This window comes from Pseudomonas sp. B21-059 (assembly GCF_026016285.1).
Taxonomy (GTDB): Bacteria; Pseudomonadota; Gammaproteobacteria; order Pseudomonadales; family Pseudomonadaceae; genus Aquipseudomonas; species Aquipseudomonas danubii.
The window spans coordinates 5,110,002-5,127,468 of record NZ_CP087201.1; the positions used below are offsets into that span (position 1 = coordinate 5,110,002).

The window sequence follows — 17,467 nt, forward strand, 5'->3', positions numbered from 1 at the left end:
GCCTCAAGATCCACGCGTCTCCTACGGAGCCGTTCGCAGCCTGCGGCAGCGGCTACAACCCGACACCTGTAGCCGCTGCCGAGCCCGCGAGGCTGCGAAAAGGCCCGCAGGGCCTTGCCTGGCGATCCTGAGCCAAACCTGTGGCGGCCGGAAAAACCTGCGTCTCCTGCGCAGCCGTTCGCAGCCTGCGGCAGCGGCTACAGGGCTGATTCAGGGGCAGGTCCAGCGCTGTGCGGTGCTGGCGATCTGTGCGGCCAACTGGGCAATGGCCTGTTGATGAGCCTGCACCAGGCTGCTCAGTTCAACACCCGCCGGCTGGCGGATCTGGCTGCTGCAGGTCAGGCTGCGGGCCGGGCCGCCCTCGCCCCGCAAGCGCAGGCTCCAGACCACATCGATCAGCGCGTAACGCCCGGGCAGGGATTCGAAACGCCGTACATCGGTCTGCAACGACAGCACCGGGAGTCCGGGCTGCTTGGGCAAACCTTCAAGGTTGCGGGTGCCGAGCTTGTGCTCCATCTGGCTGGCCAGGGCGTCGTGGAACTCATCCACCAAAGGCGCGCTCCAGCGCTGGGTTTCCAGGATCGCCAGGGTGCCGCTGTCCTGGCGCACCACCAATTGCGGCTGATCCACCTGGACCGGGATGCGCACCGTGGACATCTCGAACTGCAGATTCGCGTTGCGGGCCGCAGCGCTGCCTTCAGTCACCGGCGGCATCAGGGTGTAGTAACGGGTCGGCGCAGAGCTGCAAGCGGCAAGTCCCAGGGTCAGGCTCAACAACAAGGCGATTTTTTTCATGGCTGGGCTTCCGGTGCGGATTCGCGGACAGAGGAGGATGGCGACTGGTAGGCATCCGGTTGGTTGTCTTTGAGACGACCGCGAATCAACGCTTCAGGATGACGACCGAGGAAATCGCTGAGCACCCGTACCGAACGGGCGGTGCGCTGCACTTCCTCCATGGCCTGGCTGAGTTTCTGTCGCTGCGGCGAATCCTCGGAGAAGCTCTCGTTGGCGCTGGCCAGGGTCTTCTTCGACTGCTCCAGGGTGTCGCGCATCTGCGGCAGCACTTGGCCGTTGACCTGTTTCAGGGTCTTCTGCATCTCCGCCAGGCTGCCATCGAGGTTGGCGGCGATGGAGTCGATCGGCAGCTTGCTGATCTTGTCCACCACGGCCTGCAGTTGTTCCTGCAACTTGTCCATGCTGCCCGGGATGGTGGGGATCTCCAGCGGCCGTGCGGCAGGGTTGTAGGCCACCGGCTTGGCATTGGCGACAAAATCCAGGGAGATGTACAGCTGGCCGGTTAGCAGGTTGCCGCTGCGGGGCTGGGCCCGCAGGCCGTTCTTGACGAAGGCGCCGATCAGTTGCGCGGAGCGGGCGTCGTCTTCGCCGCCGGTCTGCTTCACCAGTTTTTCATGGGCCTTGCCCAGGCGCTCGGGATAGATCACCGCCCCTACCAGGGTCGGGAAATACTTGCGCTGTTCGTCGTAGTCCAGGTCCATGGACACCACCTTGCCGATGTTCACCCCGAGGAACTCCACCGGGGCATTGAGCGACAGGCCGCGCAGGGCCTGGTCAAAGCGCATGCGGATGTAATACGGCGCGCCGTCCGGCGGAGCCAGCGCCGTATCCTGATCGCCGAACAGGGTGTATTCGGCATTCTCCTCGGCCGGCTTGGCGTTGGGGCTGTACTTGGGTTCGACGAAGGCGATGCCGCCAGCAAGGATCGAGGACACCGACTCGGTGTTGACCTTCAAGCCGTTGGCGCCCAGGGTCACATCCACACCGCTGGCGTTCCAGAATCGGCTGTCGGTGGTGACGTACTTATCATTGGGCGCGTTGACGAAGATCTTCACGTCCACCCCCTTGCCGCTGTTGGCCAACTGATAGGACACCACCTGCCCCACTTCGATGCGCCGGTAGTAGACCGGCGAACCGATGTCCAGGGAGCCCAGGTCGTCGGTGTGCAGGGTGAAGCGCTTGCCCTTCTGCCCGTAGGTAATGAGCGGCGGGGTTTCCAGGCCCTTGAAGCTGTTCTTGCGCTTCTCCGACTTGCCGGCATCGGCGCCGATAAAGGCCCCGGAGAGCAAGGTATCGACCCCGGAAACGCCGTTGGCGCCAATGCGCGGGCGCACCACCCAGAACATCGAGTCGTCGGCGGTGAAAGGTTCGGCGGACTGATCCAGCTCGACCTTGGCCAGCACCTTGCGGCGATCGTCGCTCAAGGCGATGGAGGTCACCTTGCCGATCACCACGTTCTTGTACTTGACCTGGGTCTTGTTGGCTTCCAGGCCCTCGGCAGTCTGGAAACTGATGGTGATTTCCGGCCCGGCCGACAGCGAGTTGTGGACCACCATCGACAGCCCCACCAAGGCCGCGACAATGGGCACCAACCACACCAGCGAGACATTGAAACGCCGCGTACGCAGCACCGGAGCGCCGGGAGCCGGCTGGGAACCTGCCGCCTTGGAACCTGGATGATCAGACATCTTCAACCTCTACATCCCAGATAAGCCGGGGATCGAAACTCATGGCCGCCAACATCGTCAGCACCACCACCAAACCAAAAAACAGAATGCCCATCCGCGGATCGATGGAACTCAGGGCCCGAAACTGCACCAGGGCCGCCACCAGGGCCACCACCAGCACATCGAGCATCGACCAATAGCCGATCACCTCGATAAAACGGTACAGCCTGGCACGCTCGCGCTGGGCCCAGAGGCTGCGGCGCTGGCAGGTCACCAGCAAGGTGCCGAGGACAAAGAACTTGATGCAGGGCACCACCACGCTGGCGATGAAGATCAACAGGGCGATGTCCCAGGAGCCGTGTCTCCAGAACTCCACCACGCCGCTCATGATGGTGTTTTCACTGGCGCTGCCAAAAATACTGGTGTGCATCACCGGCAGCAGGTTGGCCGGAATATAGAAGATCAGGCTGGCCACGAGAAAGGCCCAGGTCCGCGCCAGGCTGTTGGGCTTGCGCGCATGGACCACGGAGTCGCATCGGGGGCACTGGTGCTCGGATTGCTCGCAGACCTGGCCGCAGGTGTGGCAGAGCATCAGTTGATAGTCCCGGGCGTAAGGGGGCGTATTCATCAGTAGCGACCCTCCAGGTCATCCCACAGATAGCGGATGTCCTTGCCGGAAATCAGGATGATCAGCACCGTCAGCATGGCCAGGGCCCAGAGCCCGAGGCCGGGGTGCACATCGAGCATGCCAGCGAGCTTGACGATGGCCACCAGAATGCCCAGCAGGCACACCTCCAGCATGCTCCACGGCCGCAGGTGCTCCAGAGCCCGCATGCAGGCCTTGAAGCCTGGCGCGGCGCGATCGAAATTGGCGAACCCCAGCACCCAGCACAGCAGAATGATCTGCAGGCACGGTGCCAAAATAATGGTCAGGCCGGTGATCGCCGCAATCAGGCTGATGCGGCCCTGAGCCAAGGCTTCTACCGATTGCCAGAGCGTGGCTTCGTTGCTCAGGCCTTCGAGGCTGATCTTGATCACCGGAAACAGATTGGCGAAGACGAACAACAACCCGGCGGTAATCGACAAGGCGAACAGCTGCTGCACGTTCATGTAGCGGGCACGGGCCAGCAACGCGCCACAGCGCGAGCACTGAGCGGCCTGGCCTTTGCCGAGCGGCACGGATTCGTACAGCGAATCGCAGTGCTCGCAGATGATCCAGTTGCGGGAAATAGTCATGGTCTTCAGATAGTCGGGAGGGCTGCTGGTTCAGTGACGGCCTCCAGCGGACGCACATTTTCAGAAAAACCCGAGGACGGTGTCCAGTTCTGTCTGAAATCAGCTCGCAGACCTCTACGCCATAATAGGCCCCCCGTGGGTTTTCGCCGGCCGAAACCGGCGACTATCACAAAGGCCTGCGGCTCAATGAGCCAGACGCTGTTGCAACCACTTGTCCCGCAGTACGTCGTAGGCCCAGTGGTAGAGGTAGGTGTAGGGCAGAAAGAACAACAGCACGCCGATATCGAGGATGAACGCCTGCAACAGGCTGACATTCAACCACCAGGCAATCAGCGGTACACCCATCGCCACCAGACCGCCTTCGAACAGCAGGGCATGCAGGCCCCGGGTCCAACCATTGCGTGCAAGTTGCAGGCGCTTGAGCAGACGATCGAACAGACCGTTGAACACCACGTTCCAGATCAGCGCCAAGAGGCCGATGCCGATGGTCACCAGGCCCATGTCAGCCATGGGTTTATCCATGATCCAGGACAGCAGCGGTGTGCAGATCAGCACGGCCAGCAGCTCAAAACCTACAGCCTGGAAAATACGTTCGGTAAGGGATTTGTGCAGGCTCATTGCCGTGCTCCTTGAGTGAATGTGTTGGCGATCTTCCAGGATCAGGTCGATACTTCATAATCAATAACCATCGACCAAGGCGATAGTTCATGGCCTCACACGAAGTGCTGCTGGCGTTCGTCCAGGCAGCGACCCAGGGTTCCTTTTCCGCCGCCGCCCGCAAGCTGGGCAAGAGCCAGTCCACCATCAGCGCCGCGGTGGCCAGCCTGGAAATCGACCTCAATGTGCAGTTGTTCGATCGGGCCAGCCGCAAGCCCGGCCTGACCCCCGCCGGGCAGGTGATGCTGCAGCACGCGGAGGAAATCCTCGCGGCCACCAGCCGCCTGGAAATGGCCGCCAGCCAACTGTCCCAGGGAGTCGAGGCGAAACTCACCGTTGCCCTGTCCGACACCTATCAGTCGGATCGCTTTGAAAGCTGCCTGAGCGCCTTCGAGCAGCGTTACCCGGACCTGGAACTGGAATGCCTGATTGCCGAATGCGAAGACCTGATTGCCCTGGTGCAAAGTGGCCGGGCGCACATCGCCTTTGCCGAGATGCAGGCCGATTACCCGGCGGACCTGGATCACCAGACCCTGGATGAACAGGGCGAAATGTCCCTGTACGTCTCCCGCAAGCATCCGCTGGCCCGGCTCGAGCACGTCGATCAGGAAGCCCTGCGCCAGCACCGGGAGCTGCGCCTGGCGACGGTGCTCAACCCCTACGACAGCCGTCCCCAGGGACGGGTCTGGTCGGCGCCCAGCTACCTGATGCTGCTGGAAATGGCCCAGGGCGGTTTTGGCTGGGCGCCGTTGCCGAGCTGGCTGGTAGAAGGCTTCGGCGCCGGCAAATTGCAGGAACTGAACGTACGCGGCTGGCCGCGCAAGGTGGTGGTGGATGCCCTCTGGTCGCGCCTGCACCCGCCCGGGCCGGCCGGGAGCTGGCTATTGGGGCGGATGCTGGAGTGAGGCAGCTCGGGTATCCGCCCCTGTAGAGCGCGCCCTGTAAAGCTACGCAGAGCTGGAGACCAGTTGGGCCAGGCGCGCTTCGAGAAAACGCCGTTCCGGAGCTTGCCGGGTCAGGGCCAAGGCTCTTTGATAGGACTCCCGCGCCGCCTCGACTCGCCCCAACTGCCGGCAGAAGTCGGCACGGGCAGCGTGGATCAGGTGGTAATCCTGCAAGTCGCCGCGCTGCAGGATGGCCTCCACCTGCTCCAGGCCGGCCGCGGGGCCGTCACGCTTGGCCAGGGCCACGGCACGGTTGAGCTCGATCACCGGCGAAGGCTGCAGCCGCAGCAACACCTCATACAGGCCAACGATCTGCGGCCAATCGGTCTGTTCGGCGCTGGGAGCCTCGGCATGCACCGCGGCAATCGCCGCCTGCAGGCAATAGGCTCCGCCGCGTCCGCTGCGCAACCCGCGCTCCACCAGGGCACAGCCTTCGTCCATCAAGGCCCGCTGCCACAGGGAGCGGTCCTGCTCATCCAGCAGAATCAACTCGCCCGTGCTGGAGAGTCGCGCCCCACGTCGCGACTCGTGCAACAGCATCAGGGCCAGCAGGCCCAATACCTCCGCTTCCGGTAACAGCTCCAGCAGCAGGCGCCCCAGGCGTATCGCTTCGCGGGTCAGGTCCTCACGGGTCAACTCGGCCCCCATGGACGCCGAATAGCCTTCGTTGAACACCAGGTAGATCACTCGCAAGACACTGTCTAGGCGCTCGGGCAACTCGTCCAGCGTCGGCACCTGATAGGGAATTCCGGCGTCGCGGATCTTCGCCTTGGCCCGCACGATACGCTGGGCGATGGTGGCCGGAGAGACAAGAAAGGCCCGGGCGATTTCCTCGGTGCTCAGGTCGCAGATTTCCCGCAGGGTCAGTGGCACCTGGGCGTCTGCCGCCAGCGCCGGGTGGCAGCAGGTGAAGATCAACCGCAGGCGATCGTCTTGCACGTCCTCACCGTCCCAGTCGTGCTGTTCCAGGTGCTCCAGCTGGCTGACCAGCGCCGCCTGGGAAGCGGCGAAGCGCGCCCGCCGGCGCAAGGCATCGATGGCCTTGAAGCGTCCGACGGACACCAGCCAGGCCCGAGGATTGTCCGGGACGCCGTCCTTTTGCCAACGCTCCACGGCGACAAAGAAGGCCTCGTGCAAGGCCTCTTCAGCCAGGTCGAAATCCCCCAGCAGGCGGATCAGGGTGGCGAGAATGCGCCGCGATTGCTCGCGGTAGACCCGCGCCACCAGGACCTGCACGGCCTCACCGGATTGACCCGGCATCAGTCCGCCATGCCTTGGGTGACAAGGGTCACGAGACGCTCCAGGCTCTCTCCCCAACCCTGGTGAAATCCCATGGCTTCGTGGGCTTGCCGATCGGCTTCGCTCCAATGCATGGCGCGGGCGGTGTAGAGCGTCTTGCCGTCCTGCTCCTCGAAGGTCACTTCAGCGGTCATGAACGGCTTGCCCGAAGGAATCCAGCCCGGCACATAGGCATCGGTGAACACCAGGCGCGACGGCGCGTGGATCTCCAGGAACACCCCCATGGTCGGGTATTCGGCACCGTCCGCAGCCCGCATCAACGTGCGAAACTGGCCACCGACCCACAGATCCATTTCACACTCCGGGGTGGTCATGCCGTGCGGCCCCCACCATTGCGCCAGCAACGCCGGCTCGGTCCAGGCGCGAAACACCCTGGCCCGCGGCGCATCGATCAAGCGGCTGATGGACAGTTCATGCTCGGCGGCCTGGCGGCCGACTGTTGAAAAGGTCATTGGCAAACTCCTGCTTATGCTTGTTATCAGGGATTGAGTTCACGCACAGGACGCACTTCGACACTGCCGACCCGGGCCGCCGGAATGTTCCCCGCCACCTGGATCGCTTCATTCAAATCCCTGGCCTCGATCAGGTAGAAACCGGCCAGTTGCTCCTTGGTTTCGGCGAACGGACCATCGGTGATGGAGAGCTTGCCGCCACGCATGCGCACCGTGGTGGCGGTCTGTATCGATTGCAACGCCTCGGCGGCAAGCATCCGTCCGCTGCCCTGGACCGACTCGGCATAGGCCTGGCACTCGGCGTCCTTGGGGCTCTCGGGCAGGCTGTGCAACAACTGTTCATCGCTGTAGACCAGACAGAGGTATTTCATGGGTGTCTCCGGGTTCGGGCTGATCAACTATGGTTGCTGTTTTGTCCTTTGGCGAACCACCCGCTCATCAAGGTTGCAGATCGAACTGAGTGGTCCCGGTCTGCATGTCGAACGGCGCCGACCAGTGTTCATGCACCACTTGCCACTGCCCGTCGCGCAGCTCATAGGCGGCGCTCACCCGCATCCAGCAGGCCTTGGTCTGCCCTTGGGCATCGGTGCCCCCGCAATGGGCCAGCCAATGGGCGAACGCCAGTTCCTCGGCGGCCCGCACCTGCAGCTGGTGGAACTCGAAGATGCCCGGCCCCGGGCACTCCTGCATGCAGGCTTGCCAATGTTCACGGTAGGCCGCCTTGCCCGAATACTGCAGGGCGCCGACGGCGTCGAAAGAGACGATGTCATCGGCGTAAAAACTGACGATACGCTCGATGTCCCTGGCGACCACCGCCTGCTGCCAATGGCCGATCAGGCTACGGATCTGTGCTTCGCTGGATGGGTTGTGCATGGCAAAACTCCTCAAGGGTGGAATCAACCGGCACCGGGCAGCCCCTGCAAGAGCGCACTTGAATGCTCGGTACACCCTTAGTCGTCTGGCCAGCCAGACAATCGACAACCTCGATAAAAAATTTTACCGCTCGGGCAAAATCGCTAGAATCCGCCCCCTTCCCTCCCCTGGACAGTCCCGCCAGTGACCACTCGTCTCGTGCCTTATGAACAGCTCGACAGCCATCAGCGTGCCCAACTGCTGAGCCTTGAAGTACGGCCTGAACAGAGAGCGTTTTCCGGGGATATCCATGGCGCGCTGTACACCTTGGGCAATGCACCGGCCGGCGCCATCAAGGGCTTTGCCCTGCTCAGCGACGAACGGCCGGTGGCGTTCCTGCTGCTCAAGCACGCGCCTTGCCTGCCGGCCTGGGCCGAGGCCGACCACGCCACCCTGCACGCCCTGCAAGTGGACCTGCCGTTCCAGGGCCAAGGACTGGGCACCGCCTGCCTGCAAGCCCTGCCCGGCGCCGCGCTCCAGGAATGGCCGCAGCTCAAGGGCTTGATGCTGGCGGTGGATGCCGACAACCAGGCCGCACTCCAGCTCTATCTCAAGCTGGGCTGGGTCGAGAATGGCGAAGCCTGCAAAGGCCGGATGGGTTATGAACGCAGGATGGTCCTGGCGTTTTGAGTTCAGCACTTCAACTCAAGGGCACTCCTGCTTAGCAGCCCCCTGAAAAGCCCCTACGCCGGCGCCCCTTGTGCATCAGGGGCATGCCTGGGACTTACAACCCCCGCACCATCTCATGCCAGGCCATGCCGCCGTGGTCCGACGCCGACGCCTTGACATAGACGAAGCCAAAGCGCTCGTAGAGCGGCACATGGCGTTCCTTGCACATCAGGTGGATGCGCGCCTTGCCCAGCTCGGTCATGCGCGCAATGAAGGCTTGCAACAGTTGCCGGGACAGACCCTGGCCCTGGAAATCCGGATGCACCACCACCGACATGATCACCACTTCGGAACCGGCCGGGTCGTGACCGATCAGTTCCTTGAAGGCTTCGTCGGCCATCTGCACCTCGAAGGTGGCACCGGAGTTGATGAAGCCGGCCACTGCGCCCTCCACTTCGGCGACGATAAAGCCCTCGGGCCAGGTGGCGATGCGGGTAGCGATCTTTTCCCGAGTCGCGGCTTCGTCGCCTTCGTAGGCCAGGGTCTCGATGGCAAAGCAAGCATCCAGGTCGGTGGGCAGGACGGTACGGATCAGTGGGGTCGAAGCAGTCATGGGCGGCAACCTGAAGACGGTGAAGGGTGGCCGATTCTAGCAAGAGTGGCGTTATGGGGAGCCTTGCGTATGCAGGGCATAGGGATAGTCGGGGCCGCCGTAAAGCTTTCATATAAACCCTGGCAAGGGCGGCGCCCAGGGATTATCTATCTGATCCCCGACGCCTCCTGGCCGGCCCCATCAAGCCGGTCCTGCCGCGTCTTGCCCACAGGACTTTCCCCATGAGCAACATCCAGATCGGCCTTCTTGTGCTGTTCAGCATCACCGCCTTCGGCTGCATCACCTTGTACATCGATTTTGTACATGAGCGGCGTCGCGGCAAAAAAGCCCTGAGCGGCGCCACCAGGCAGGATCAGAGCCCCACCAGGCGATAACCCACCTGCAACTCGGTGATCAGGTGCTGGGGCTGAGCCGGATCAGCCTCCAGCTTCTGCCGCAGATGGGCCATGTGCACCCGCAAGTAATGGGCGCGGTCGACATAGTCCAGGCCCCAGACCTCCAGCAGCAGTTGGCGATGGGTCAGGACCCGGCTCTGGCCGCGGATCAGGGCGCAGAGCAGACGGTATTCGATGGGTGTCAGGTGCACCAACTGCCCTTCGCGGCGCACCTCATGGGTGGCCAGGTCGACCTCGATGGCACCGAAGGCCACCTTGCTGGTGGCCGCCACCGCGCCGCTCTGGCCGTGGCGCCGCAGTTGCGCACGAATGCGCGCCAGCAACTCCGGCACACCGAAGGGTTTGACCAGATAATCATCAGCGCCGGCATCCAGGGCGGCGACTTTCTCGTCTTCGCGGTCCCTGGCCGACAGCACCAGGATCGGCACCGCCAGCCAGCCGCGCAGCTCGCTGATCAATTGCTTGCCGTCGCCATCCGGCAGGCCCAGGTCGACGATCACCAGATCCGGCTGGCGGCTGGCGGCATGGATCAGGGCGCGCTTGACGCTGTCGGCCTCGAACACCTGGAAACCTTCGTCCTCCAGGGCAATGCCGACAAAACGGCGGATGTTGGCTTCGTCCTCGACAATCAGGATGCGTGGGTTGCTCATAGGGCTTCCATGGATGGCGGTTGTCCCGCCGGCAAGGTGATGACAAAACTCAGCCCGGCGTCGGCGTGAGGCTGGGCCTCGATACGCCCGCCATGGGCTTCGACAATCCGTTTGGCCAGGGCCAGCCCCAGGCCGATCCCGGCCACCGCGGACTCCTGCTGGCCACGGCTGAAGGCCTCGAACAGGCTGTCCGGGGAACTGCCCTTGGGACAGCCGGGGCCGGAGTCGCTGACCTGCAGGATGATCTGCTGGTCCACCTGGCGGGCCGTGATCTGCACCAGGGTGCCGGCAGGGGTGTACTTGGCGGCGTTGTCCAGCAGGTTCACCAGCACTCGTTCCAGCAGCAGTGCATCCACCTCCACCAGAGGCAGATGGGGCGCCATGGTCACCCGCAGTTCATGTCTGGCCAGGGGCTCGCGCAACTGGCGCAGGGCGCTGCCGACAATCTCCTCCAGGGAATTCCACTGACGCTTGAGGCGCACCCCGCGCTCCTGCATGCGCGCCATGTCCAACAGGTTTTCGATCAGGCGCTGCATCGACGTGGCTTGATCATGGATGCCATGCAACAGCTCGGGCAGCGGGCCACTGGGGGCATGGGGCAACGCGGCATCGGCGGCCCCGATGATGGTGGTCAGCGGAGTGCGCAAGTCATGGGAAATAGCGGCGAGCAAAGTGTTGCGCATGCGTTCGCCTTCCATCTGCACCACGGTGCTCTGCGCCACTTCGACGTAATGCACCCGCTCCAGGGCGATTGCCAGCTGGCTCATACAGGCCTCCAGCAGGCGCTGCTCCTCGGGTTCGTTGAGGCGTTCGGCGTCCGCCAGCTCCAGCACCAGCACCCCGCGCACGCGCATCGGCGCCTTGAGCGGCAGGTAGCAGCCCTTGGCCGCCGCCAGGGTGTCGGTGCCGCTGCCTGCCGGCTGGTCGTGGTCATAGGCCCACTGGGCAATGCTTTCATCAATCGCCAGGGTATTGGCATTCAAGGCTCGCACGCGATTGTCCGCATCCGGCAGCGCCAATCCGACCCGGGCCTCGAACACCCCGCTGAAGGTGCGCAGGGCCACGGCGCAGATCTGCTCCTCGGTCAGTGCCGCCGACAACTCCCGAGCCAGCCCGGCCAGGGAGGTGGCGCGGCGTTCGCCTTCGGCGGCGGTGCGGGCCTGGTGGCGCAGCCGCGCGGTGAGCTGGCCGGTGATCAGGGCAATGCCAAGCATCAAGGCGAAGGTGAAGAAATACTGGGTGTCGTTGACGGTGAACGACAACACCGGCTGGACGAAGAAGAAGTCGAAACACAGCACCGCCAGCATGGCCGCCCAGACACCCGGCCCCCGCCCGAAACGCAAGGCCACCAGAACCACAGTGAGCAGGAACAACATCACCACGTTGGCCGGGTCGAACACCTTCAGCAGCAGCGCCGCCACTGCAGTGGCGGCAAAACAGGCCAGGCTGGCCCACAGATAGGCCGGCGCTCGGCTCGGGGTCAAACCGGCCTCTGGCTTGTCCGCAGCGGCCGGGCGCCGGCTCAAGGGCCCGTTGGCGATCACGATCTGATCGATTTCCGGATGCTGGCGGCTGATGCGATCACTCACCGACTGATGCCAGAACTGCCAGACCTTGCGCGGGTAATGGCCCAGCACCAGGCGATTGGCATTGTGCTCGCGGGCACAGGCCACCAGCGCCTCGGCCACGTCCAGGCCGGGCAGGGTCGCGGTCTCGGCGCCGAACTCGGCGGCCAGGGCCAGGGTCTTCATCGCTGCTGCATAACGGCTGGCACCGTGGCCACGACGTTGCGCCGAGGCCACGTGCACGACGATCCAGTCGGCTTCGAGTTTCTGCGCCAGGCGCGCGGCCTCGCGCACCAGACGTTCGTCCGCCGGGTCGCCGGCGATCCCCACCAGCAAGCGCTCCCGGGCCGGCCACAGGGCATTGATCGAGCGCTCGCGGCGATAGTCGCGCATTTGCGCATCGACCCGGTCGGCGGTACGGCGCAGGGTCAGCTCGCGCAGGGCCAACAGGTTGCCCTTGCGGAAAAAATTGCGTGAAGCGCGCTCGGCCTGGGGCCCCATGTAGACCTTGCCGTCCTTGAGGCGACGCAACAGGTCGTCCGGTGGCAGGTCGATCACCAGCACTTCGTGGGCCTCATCGAACAGGTGATCAGGCACCGTCTCGCGCACGCGGATGCCGATGATGCCGCTGACGATGTCGTTGAGACTTTCCAGGTGCTGGACGTTGAGAGTGGTCCAGACGTCGATCCCGGCCCGCAGCAGCTCTTCCACATCCTGCCAGCGTTTGGGATGCCGGGAACCGGGAACGTTGCTGTGGGCCAACTCGTCCACCAGCAACACCGAAGGACGTCGCGCCAGGGCCGCGTCCAGGTCGAATTCGGGCAAGGCATAGTCGCGGTGCATCAGGCTGTGACGCTCCAGCACCTCCAGGCCTTGCAGCAGCTCGGCGGTTTCCCGCCGGCCGTGGGTTTCCACCACCCCGGCCACCACGTCGCGGCCCAGGGCCACTTCATTGCGGGCGGCGGTGAGCATGGCGCAGGTCTTGCCGACCCCGGCGTTGGAACCGAAATAGATCCGCAGCTTGCCGCGCTGGGCGGCTTGTTCGTCCTGTTGCAGCTTTTCCAGCAGCGCATCGGGATCGGGGCGCCCGTCGCGGGGCGCAGGACTTGCATCAAGCACAGTCATGAGCTTCCTTAAATGAACAATGCGGCGCCCCCAGGGAGCGCCGCATTGCCTGTCCTTGCGTCAAACCAGGCCAAGCCCGGCCAGCAGCATGTCAATCAGCTTGATCCCGGCAAAGGGTACCAGCACCCCGCCCAATCCGTAGATCAGCAGGTTGCGGTTAAGCAAGGCCGCCGCGCCGATGGACCGATACTTCACCCCCTTGAGCGCCAGGGGGATGAGGAACACGATGATCAGCGCGTTGAAGATCACCGCACTGAGAATCGCCGAGTTCGGGCTGGTCAGTTGCATCACGTTCAACGCGCCCAATTGCGGGTAAGTGGCGACGAACGCGGCCGGTACGATAGCAAAATACTTGGCCACGTCGTTGGCCACGCTGAAGGTGGTCAGGGCGCCGCGGGTCATGAGCATCTGCTTGCCGACTTCCACCACCTCGATCAGCTTGGTCGGGTTGCTGTCCAGGTCGACCATGTTGCCGGCTTCCTTTGCCGCCTGGGTGCCGCTGTTCATCGCCACCGCAACGTCGGCCTGGGCCAGGGCCGGGGCGTCGTTGGTGCCGTCGCCGGTCATGGCCACCAGCTTGCCCTTGGCCTGGTAGTCGCGGATCAGTTGCAGCTTGTCCTCGGGACGGGCCTCGGCGAGGAAATCATCGACCCCGGCCTCCACGGCAATCGCCGCCGCGGTCAGGCGGTTGTCGCCGGTGATCATCACGGTCTTGATGCCCATGCGCCGCAGTTCGGCAAAGCGCTCCTTCATCCCGCCCTTGACCACGTCCTTGAGTTCCACCACGCCCAGGGCCTGGGCGCCGTCGCTGACCACCAGCGGCGTGCTGCCGCGCCGGGAGACTTCGTCGACCTTGGCCTGCAAGGCCGGCGGGAAGCTGCCACCCAGGGCTTCGATGTGCCGGCGAATGGCATCGGCCGCACCCTTGCGGATGCTGCGCCCCTGCGGCAGGTCGACGCCGCTCATGCGGGTCTGCGCGCTGAACTGCACGAAGCTGGCGCCCAGGGCCTCGATGTCGCGGCCACGGATGTCGAACTTCTGCTTGGCCAGCACCACGATGCTGCGGCCTTCCGGGGTTTCGTCCGCCAGGGAGGCCAGTTGCGCGGCGTCCGCCAGTTCGCTGTCCTTGATTCCCGGGGCCGGCAGGAAGGCGCTGGCCTGACGGTTGCCCAGGGTGATGGTGCCGGTCTTGTCCAGCAGCAGCACGTCGACGTCACCAGCGGCTTCCACAGCGCGCCCGGAAGTGGCAATGACATTGGCCGACATCATCCGGCTCATACCCGCCACGCCGATGGCCGAGAGCAGGCCGCCGATGGTGGTGGGAATCAGGCACACCAGCAACGCCACCATCACCGTGGCGCTGATCACGCTGCCGGTGCCGCTCATGGCCACGGCGAAGATCGAGTACGGGCTCAGGGTCACGATCACCAGCAGGAACAGCAGGGTCAGCCCCACCAGGAGAATGGTCAGGGCCACCTCGTTGGGGGTCTTCTGGCGCTTGGCCGATTCCACCATGGAGATCATGCGGTCCAGGAACGACTCACCGGGGTTGACGCTGATGCGCACCACCAGCCAGTCGGACAGCACCTTGGTGCCGCCGGTGACCGAGGAGAAGTCGCCCCCGGCCTCGCGGATCACCGGCGCCGATTCACCGGTAATGGCGCTCTCGTCCACCGTGGCCACGCCTTCGATGACCTCGCCATCCAAAGGCACCAGGTCGCCGGCTTCGATCAGCACCACCATGTCCTTGCGCAGCTCGCTGGCAGCCATGGGCAACCAGGCAGCGCCATGCTTGGGCTGCTGCAACAGCTTGGCCAGGGTCTGGCGCTTCATGCCCTTGAGGCTCGCGGCCTGGGCCCGGCTGCGGCCCTCGGCCAGGGCTTCGGCGAAGTTGGCAAACAGCACGGTGAACCACAGCCACAGGGTGATGCTGAGGATGAAGCCGCTGGAGGCCTCGCCTTCACCGCCCAGGGACTGGAACCACAGCAAAGTGGTGAGAATGCTGCCCAGGTAGACCACGAACATCACCGGGTTCTTCCACTGCGCCTGAGGCAGCAGCTTCTTCACCGCATCCAGGCACGCCGTGAACAGCAGCCCACGGTCGAACAACGCTATACGAGGGTTATTACTCATGATCGGTATCTCTTACTCACTGACCGCAAGGGGCGAGGCATGCACGGGTGCCAGGGCATCCAGCGCGAGATTGAGTTGCAGCACATTGACCCGGGGCTCGCCCAGCAGGCCGAAGGTGCGGCTTTCGCTGTGGTCCTGCAGCAGCGCCTGCAGATCGGCCAGCGGCAGGTTGCGCAGGCGGGCCACCCGGTTCAATTGCAGCTGGGCGTTGGCCAGGGAGATGTGCGGGTCCAGGCCGGAAGCCGAAGCGGTCACCGCGTCCACCGGTACCTGCATGTCCGCCGCCAGGCCGTTGAGCTGGCGATAGGCGTTGACCCGCGCGGCTACGCTGTCCACCAGTTTCTGGTTGGTGGGGCCCAGGTTGCTGGCACCACTGGCCCCGGCGTTGTAGGGCTGGGGCACGCTCTTGCTCGGGTCCAGCGGATCGCTGCCCAGGGTCATGCTCGGGCGGCCCTGGAAATACTCCGGGCGACTGAAGGACTGACCGATCAGTGCCGAGCCCACCACCACCCCGTCACGCTGCACCAGGCTGCCCTGGGCCTGAAACGGGAACAGCAGGTTGGCCAGCACGGTGGTCGCCAGCGGATAGGCCAGCCCGGTCAGCAGCATGAAGAACACCGCCGCCACCAGCACCGGGCGCAACAGGCCCTTGAACAGCACCGCAGTGGTGCCTTGGGTTTGCATTTGCGTCGTCATCACAACCCCTTACTTGTAAGTCTGGCCGGCCAGCAACTGCAGTTGCTCCACCAGCGGGCCGAGCGCGAGGGCCGGCAGGAAAGTCAGGCCACCGACCACCAGCACCACGAACACCACCAGGAACATGAACAGCGGCGTGGCAGTGGGAATGGTGCCGGCACCGGCCGGGATGTTCTTTTTCGCCGCCAGCGAACCGGCCACGGCCAGCATCGGCAGCATGGTGAAGAAACGCCCCATGAGCATCGCCAGACCGATGGTGGTGTTGAAGAACGGCGTGTTGGCATTGAGCCCGGCAAACGCCGAACCGTTGTTGGCGGTACCCGAGGCGTAGGCGTAGAGCACCTCGCTGAAACCATGGGGGCCAAGGTTGTTGAGGCTGTTCATGGTGTCCGGCCACAACGCTGCCAGGGCGGTGAAACCGAGGATGCAGATCGGGTGCGCGAGCACCGAGAGCATCACCAGCTTGATCTCCCGGGCCTCGATCTTCTTGCCGAGGAATTCCGGACTGCGGCCGATCATCATGCCCACCAGGAACACCGTCAGCAGGGCGTACTGGATCAGGTTGATAAAGCCCACGCCGTCACCGCCAAACACGCAGTTGAGCATCATCTGCGCCAGGGGCACGAAACCGCCCATGGGGGTCAGCGAGTCATGCATGGCGTTCACCGAACCGGTGGTGGCGCCCGTGGTGGTGGTGACGAACAGCGCGGTGTCGGCGATGCCGAAGCGCAGTTCCTTGCCTTCCATGTTGCCGCCACTCTGGGTTGCCGACAGTTGCTGGTCGGCACCGACCTGGGTCAGCAGCGGATTACCGCCCTGCTCCGCAGTGAAGACAATGGCCAGGAAGCCGACGAACATCACCAGGAAAGTGCCGAAGAACACCCAGCCCTGACGCCGACGCAGCAGCATGCTGCCGAAGGCGTAGGTCAGTGCCGAAGGGATCAGCAACATGCTGAGGATGTGCAGGACGTTGGTCAGCGGGGTCGGGTTCTCGAACGGGTGGGCGGCGTTCATGCTGAAGAAGCCACCACCGTTGGTGCCGATGTGCTTGATCGACTCGAAGCTGGCCACGGCGCCGACGATCAACTGCTGCTGGGCGCCTTCCAGGGTGGTGGCCAGGGCCTGGGAGTTGAGGGTCTGGGGCATGCCCTGCCAGACATAGACCAGGGCCATGACCAGGCACAAAGGCAGCATCACCCGGTACAGGGTGCGGGTGAAGTCGACCCAGTAGTTGCCGATATCCGCCGAGCTGGAACGGCTCAGGCCGCGAATGAAGCCGGCCGCGGCGACAACACCGGCGGTAGCGCCGACGAACATCAGGAAGGTGATCACCGCCATCTGGCTGAAGTTCGACAGGCTGCTTTCACCTGAGTACGCCTGCCAGTTGGTGTTGGTGATAAAGGACGCGGTGGTGTTGAACGCCAGGTCCGGGGTCTGCGCCGCCAACCCCAGGGGGTTGAGGGGCATGACGGCTTGCAGGCGCAGCACCAGGTAGCCCAGGAGCATCATCGCCGCGTTGGACAGCAACAGCGCCGAGCCATAGCGGGCCCAGCCCATGGTTTCGCCGGGGTCGATCCCCAGCAGGCGGTAGGTGGCCCGCTCGGGCAAGGCGTGGCCGCGGCCGCTGAAGACCCGGGCCAGCCATTTGCCCATGAGTACGGCGAGCCCGGTCATTACCCCGAGGATCACCGCGTATTCCAGCACAGTACTCAACATGTC

At 64.3% G+C, this 17,467-nt stretch carries 18 protein-coding genes; 3 read left to right on the forward strand and 15 right to left on the reverse strand.

Annotated features, from left to right (window positions below):
* Window positions 1-210 precede the first annotated feature (210 nt).
* From LOY69_RS22500 to LOY69_RS22520, 5 genes are all read right to left on the reverse strand, one after another.
* Window positions 211-795 carry a membrane integrity-associated transporter subunit PqiC gene (locus tag LOY69_RS22500; protein ID WP_102860651.1) on the reverse strand — a complete coding sequence of 195 codons (585 nt, stop codon included), beginning with the start codon at window positions 793-795 and terminating at the stop codon, window positions 211-213.
* On the reverse strand, window positions 792-2,483 hold the full coding sequence (locus LOY69_RS22505; RefSeq protein WP_265073614.1) for an intermembrane transport protein PqiB: 1,692 nt from the start codon (window positions 2,481-2,483) through the stop codon (window positions 792-794). The genes LOY69_RS22500 and LOY69_RS22505 overlap by 4 nt, the downstream gene beginning before the upstream one ends.
* A complete protein-coding gene (locus LOY69_RS22510) occupies window positions 2,476-3,090 on the reverse strand; it encodes a paraquat-inducible protein A (RefSeq protein ID WP_110651437.1) in 615 nt (204 codons plus the stop codon). Before LOY69_RS22510 ends, LOY69_RS22505 begins: the two co-directional genes overlap by 8 nt.
* Window positions 3,090-3,698 (reverse strand): paraquat-inducible protein A, encoded by a 609-nt coding sequence (locus LOY69_RS22515; RefSeq protein ID WP_102860648.1) that lies wholly within the window; start codon window positions 3,696-3,698, stop codon window positions 3,090-3,092. The genes LOY69_RS22510 and LOY69_RS22515 overlap by 1 nt, the downstream gene beginning before the upstream one ends.
* A gap of 183 nt (window positions 3,699-3,881) precedes the next feature.
* The gene (locus LOY69_RS22520; RefSeq protein ID WP_265073615.1) at window positions 3,882-4,316 is read right to left on the reverse strand and encodes a multidrug/biocide efflux PACE transporter; all 435 of its coding nucleotides are present in this window, start codon (window positions 4,314-4,316) and stop codon (window positions 3,882-3,884) included.
* An 89-nt stretch (window positions 4,317-4,405) separates the two neighbouring features.
* On the opposite strand from LOY69_RS22520, the gene LOY69_RS22525 reads away from it, so the two are divergent.
* Entirely contained in the window at window positions 4,406-5,260 is an 855-nt protein-coding gene (locus LOY69_RS22525) for a LysR family transcriptional regulator (protein ID WP_102880623.1), read from the forward strand.
* Between the two features lie 42 nt (window positions 5,261-5,302).
* Here LOY69_RS22525 and LOY69_RS22530 read toward each other — a convergent pair whose 3' ends face one another.
* The 4 genes from LOY69_RS22530 to LOY69_RS22545 form a co-directional block, all read right to left on the reverse strand.
* Window positions 5,303-6,559 (reverse strand): RNA polymerase sigma factor, encoded by a 1,257-nt coding sequence (locus tag LOY69_RS22530; protein WP_102880624.1) that lies wholly within the window; start codon window positions 6,557-6,559, stop codon window positions 5,303-5,305.
* Complete coding sequence (locus LOY69_RS22535; RefSeq protein WP_102880625.1) at window positions 6,559-7,050, reverse strand: SRPBCC family protein; 492 nt, start codon at window positions 7,048-7,050, stop codon at window positions 6,559-6,561. The genes LOY69_RS22530 and LOY69_RS22535 overlap by 1 nt, the downstream gene beginning before the upstream one ends.
* A gap of 26 nt (window positions 7,051-7,076) precedes the next feature.
* Complete coding sequence (locus tag LOY69_RS22540; RefSeq protein ID WP_102860643.1) at window positions 7,077-7,421, reverse strand: YciI family protein; 345 nt, start codon at window positions 7,419-7,421, stop codon at window positions 7,077-7,079.
* Between the two features lie 67 nt (window positions 7,422-7,488).
* Window positions 7,489-7,923, reverse strand: coding sequence for a YybH family protein (locus tag LOY69_RS22545; protein WP_102880626.1), 435 nt, complete (start codon window positions 7,921-7,923; stop codon window positions 7,489-7,491).
* A gap of 183 nt (window positions 7,924-8,106) precedes the next feature.
* Between LOY69_RS22545 and LOY69_RS22550 the strand changes: the two genes are divergently transcribed.
* The gene (locus tag LOY69_RS22550; RefSeq protein ID WP_102880627.1) at window positions 8,107-8,592 is read left to right on the forward strand and encodes a GNAT family N-acetyltransferase; all 486 of its coding nucleotides are present in this window, start codon (window positions 8,107-8,109) and stop codon (window positions 8,590-8,592) included.
* Window positions 8,593-8,686: 94 nt separating this feature from the next.
* Here LOY69_RS22550 and LOY69_RS22555 read toward each other — a convergent pair whose 3' ends face one another.
* A complete protein-coding gene (locus LOY69_RS22555) occupies window positions 8,687-9,184 on the reverse strand; it encodes a GNAT family N-acetyltransferase (RefSeq protein ID WP_102860640.1) in 498 nt (165 codons plus the stop codon).
* 221 nt (window positions 9,185-9,405) lie between these two features.
* On the opposite strand from LOY69_RS22555, the gene LOY69_RS22560 reads away from it, so the two are divergent.
* Window positions 9,406-9,558 carry a hypothetical protein gene (locus LOY69_RS22560; protein WP_162884081.1) on the forward strand — a complete coding sequence of 51 codons (153 nt, stop codon included), beginning with the start codon at window positions 9,406-9,408 and terminating at the stop codon, window positions 9,556-9,558.
* Here LOY69_RS22560 and LOY69_RS22565 read toward each other — a convergent pair.
* Genes LOY69_RS22565 through kdpA form a run of 5 tightly spaced genes read right to left on the reverse strand, consistent with a single transcriptional unit; the run spans window position 9,537 to window position 17,464 of the window.
* Window positions 9,537-10,229, reverse strand: coding sequence for a response regulator (locus LOY69_RS22565; protein WP_102860639.1), 693 nt, complete (start codon window positions 10,227-10,229; stop codon window positions 9,537-9,539). The genes LOY69_RS22560 and LOY69_RS22565 overlap by 22 nt on opposite strands.
* Window positions 10,226-12,919: a sensor histidine kinase gene (locus LOY69_RS22570; RefSeq protein ID WP_110594799.1), complete on the reverse strand. Its 2,694-nt coding sequence runs from the start codon at window positions 12,917-12,919 to the stop codon at window positions 10,226-10,228. Before LOY69_RS22570 ends, LOY69_RS22565 begins: the two co-directional genes overlap by 4 nt.
* Before the next feature lie 60 nt (window positions 12,920-12,979).
* Complete coding sequence (kdpB, locus tag LOY69_RS22575; protein ID WP_123394109.1) at window positions 12,980-15,052, reverse strand: potassium-transporting ATPase subunit KdpB; 2,073 nt, start codon at window positions 15,050-15,052, stop codon at window positions 12,980-12,982.
* Window positions 15,053-15,064: 12 nt separating this feature from the next.
* The gene (gene kdpC / locus LOY69_RS22580; RefSeq protein WP_102880631.1) at window positions 15,065-15,748 is read right to left on the reverse strand and encodes a K(+)-transporting ATPase subunit C; all 684 of its coding nucleotides are present in this window, start codon (window positions 15,746-15,748) and stop codon (window positions 15,065-15,067) included.
* A 9-nt stretch (window positions 15,749-15,757) separates the two neighbouring features.
* Entirely contained in the window at window positions 15,758-17,464 is a 1,707-nt protein-coding gene (gene kdpA, locus LOY69_RS22585) for a potassium-transporting ATPase subunit KdpA (protein ID WP_110594803.1), read from the reverse strand.
* Window positions 17,465-17,467: the final 3 nt, after the last annotated feature.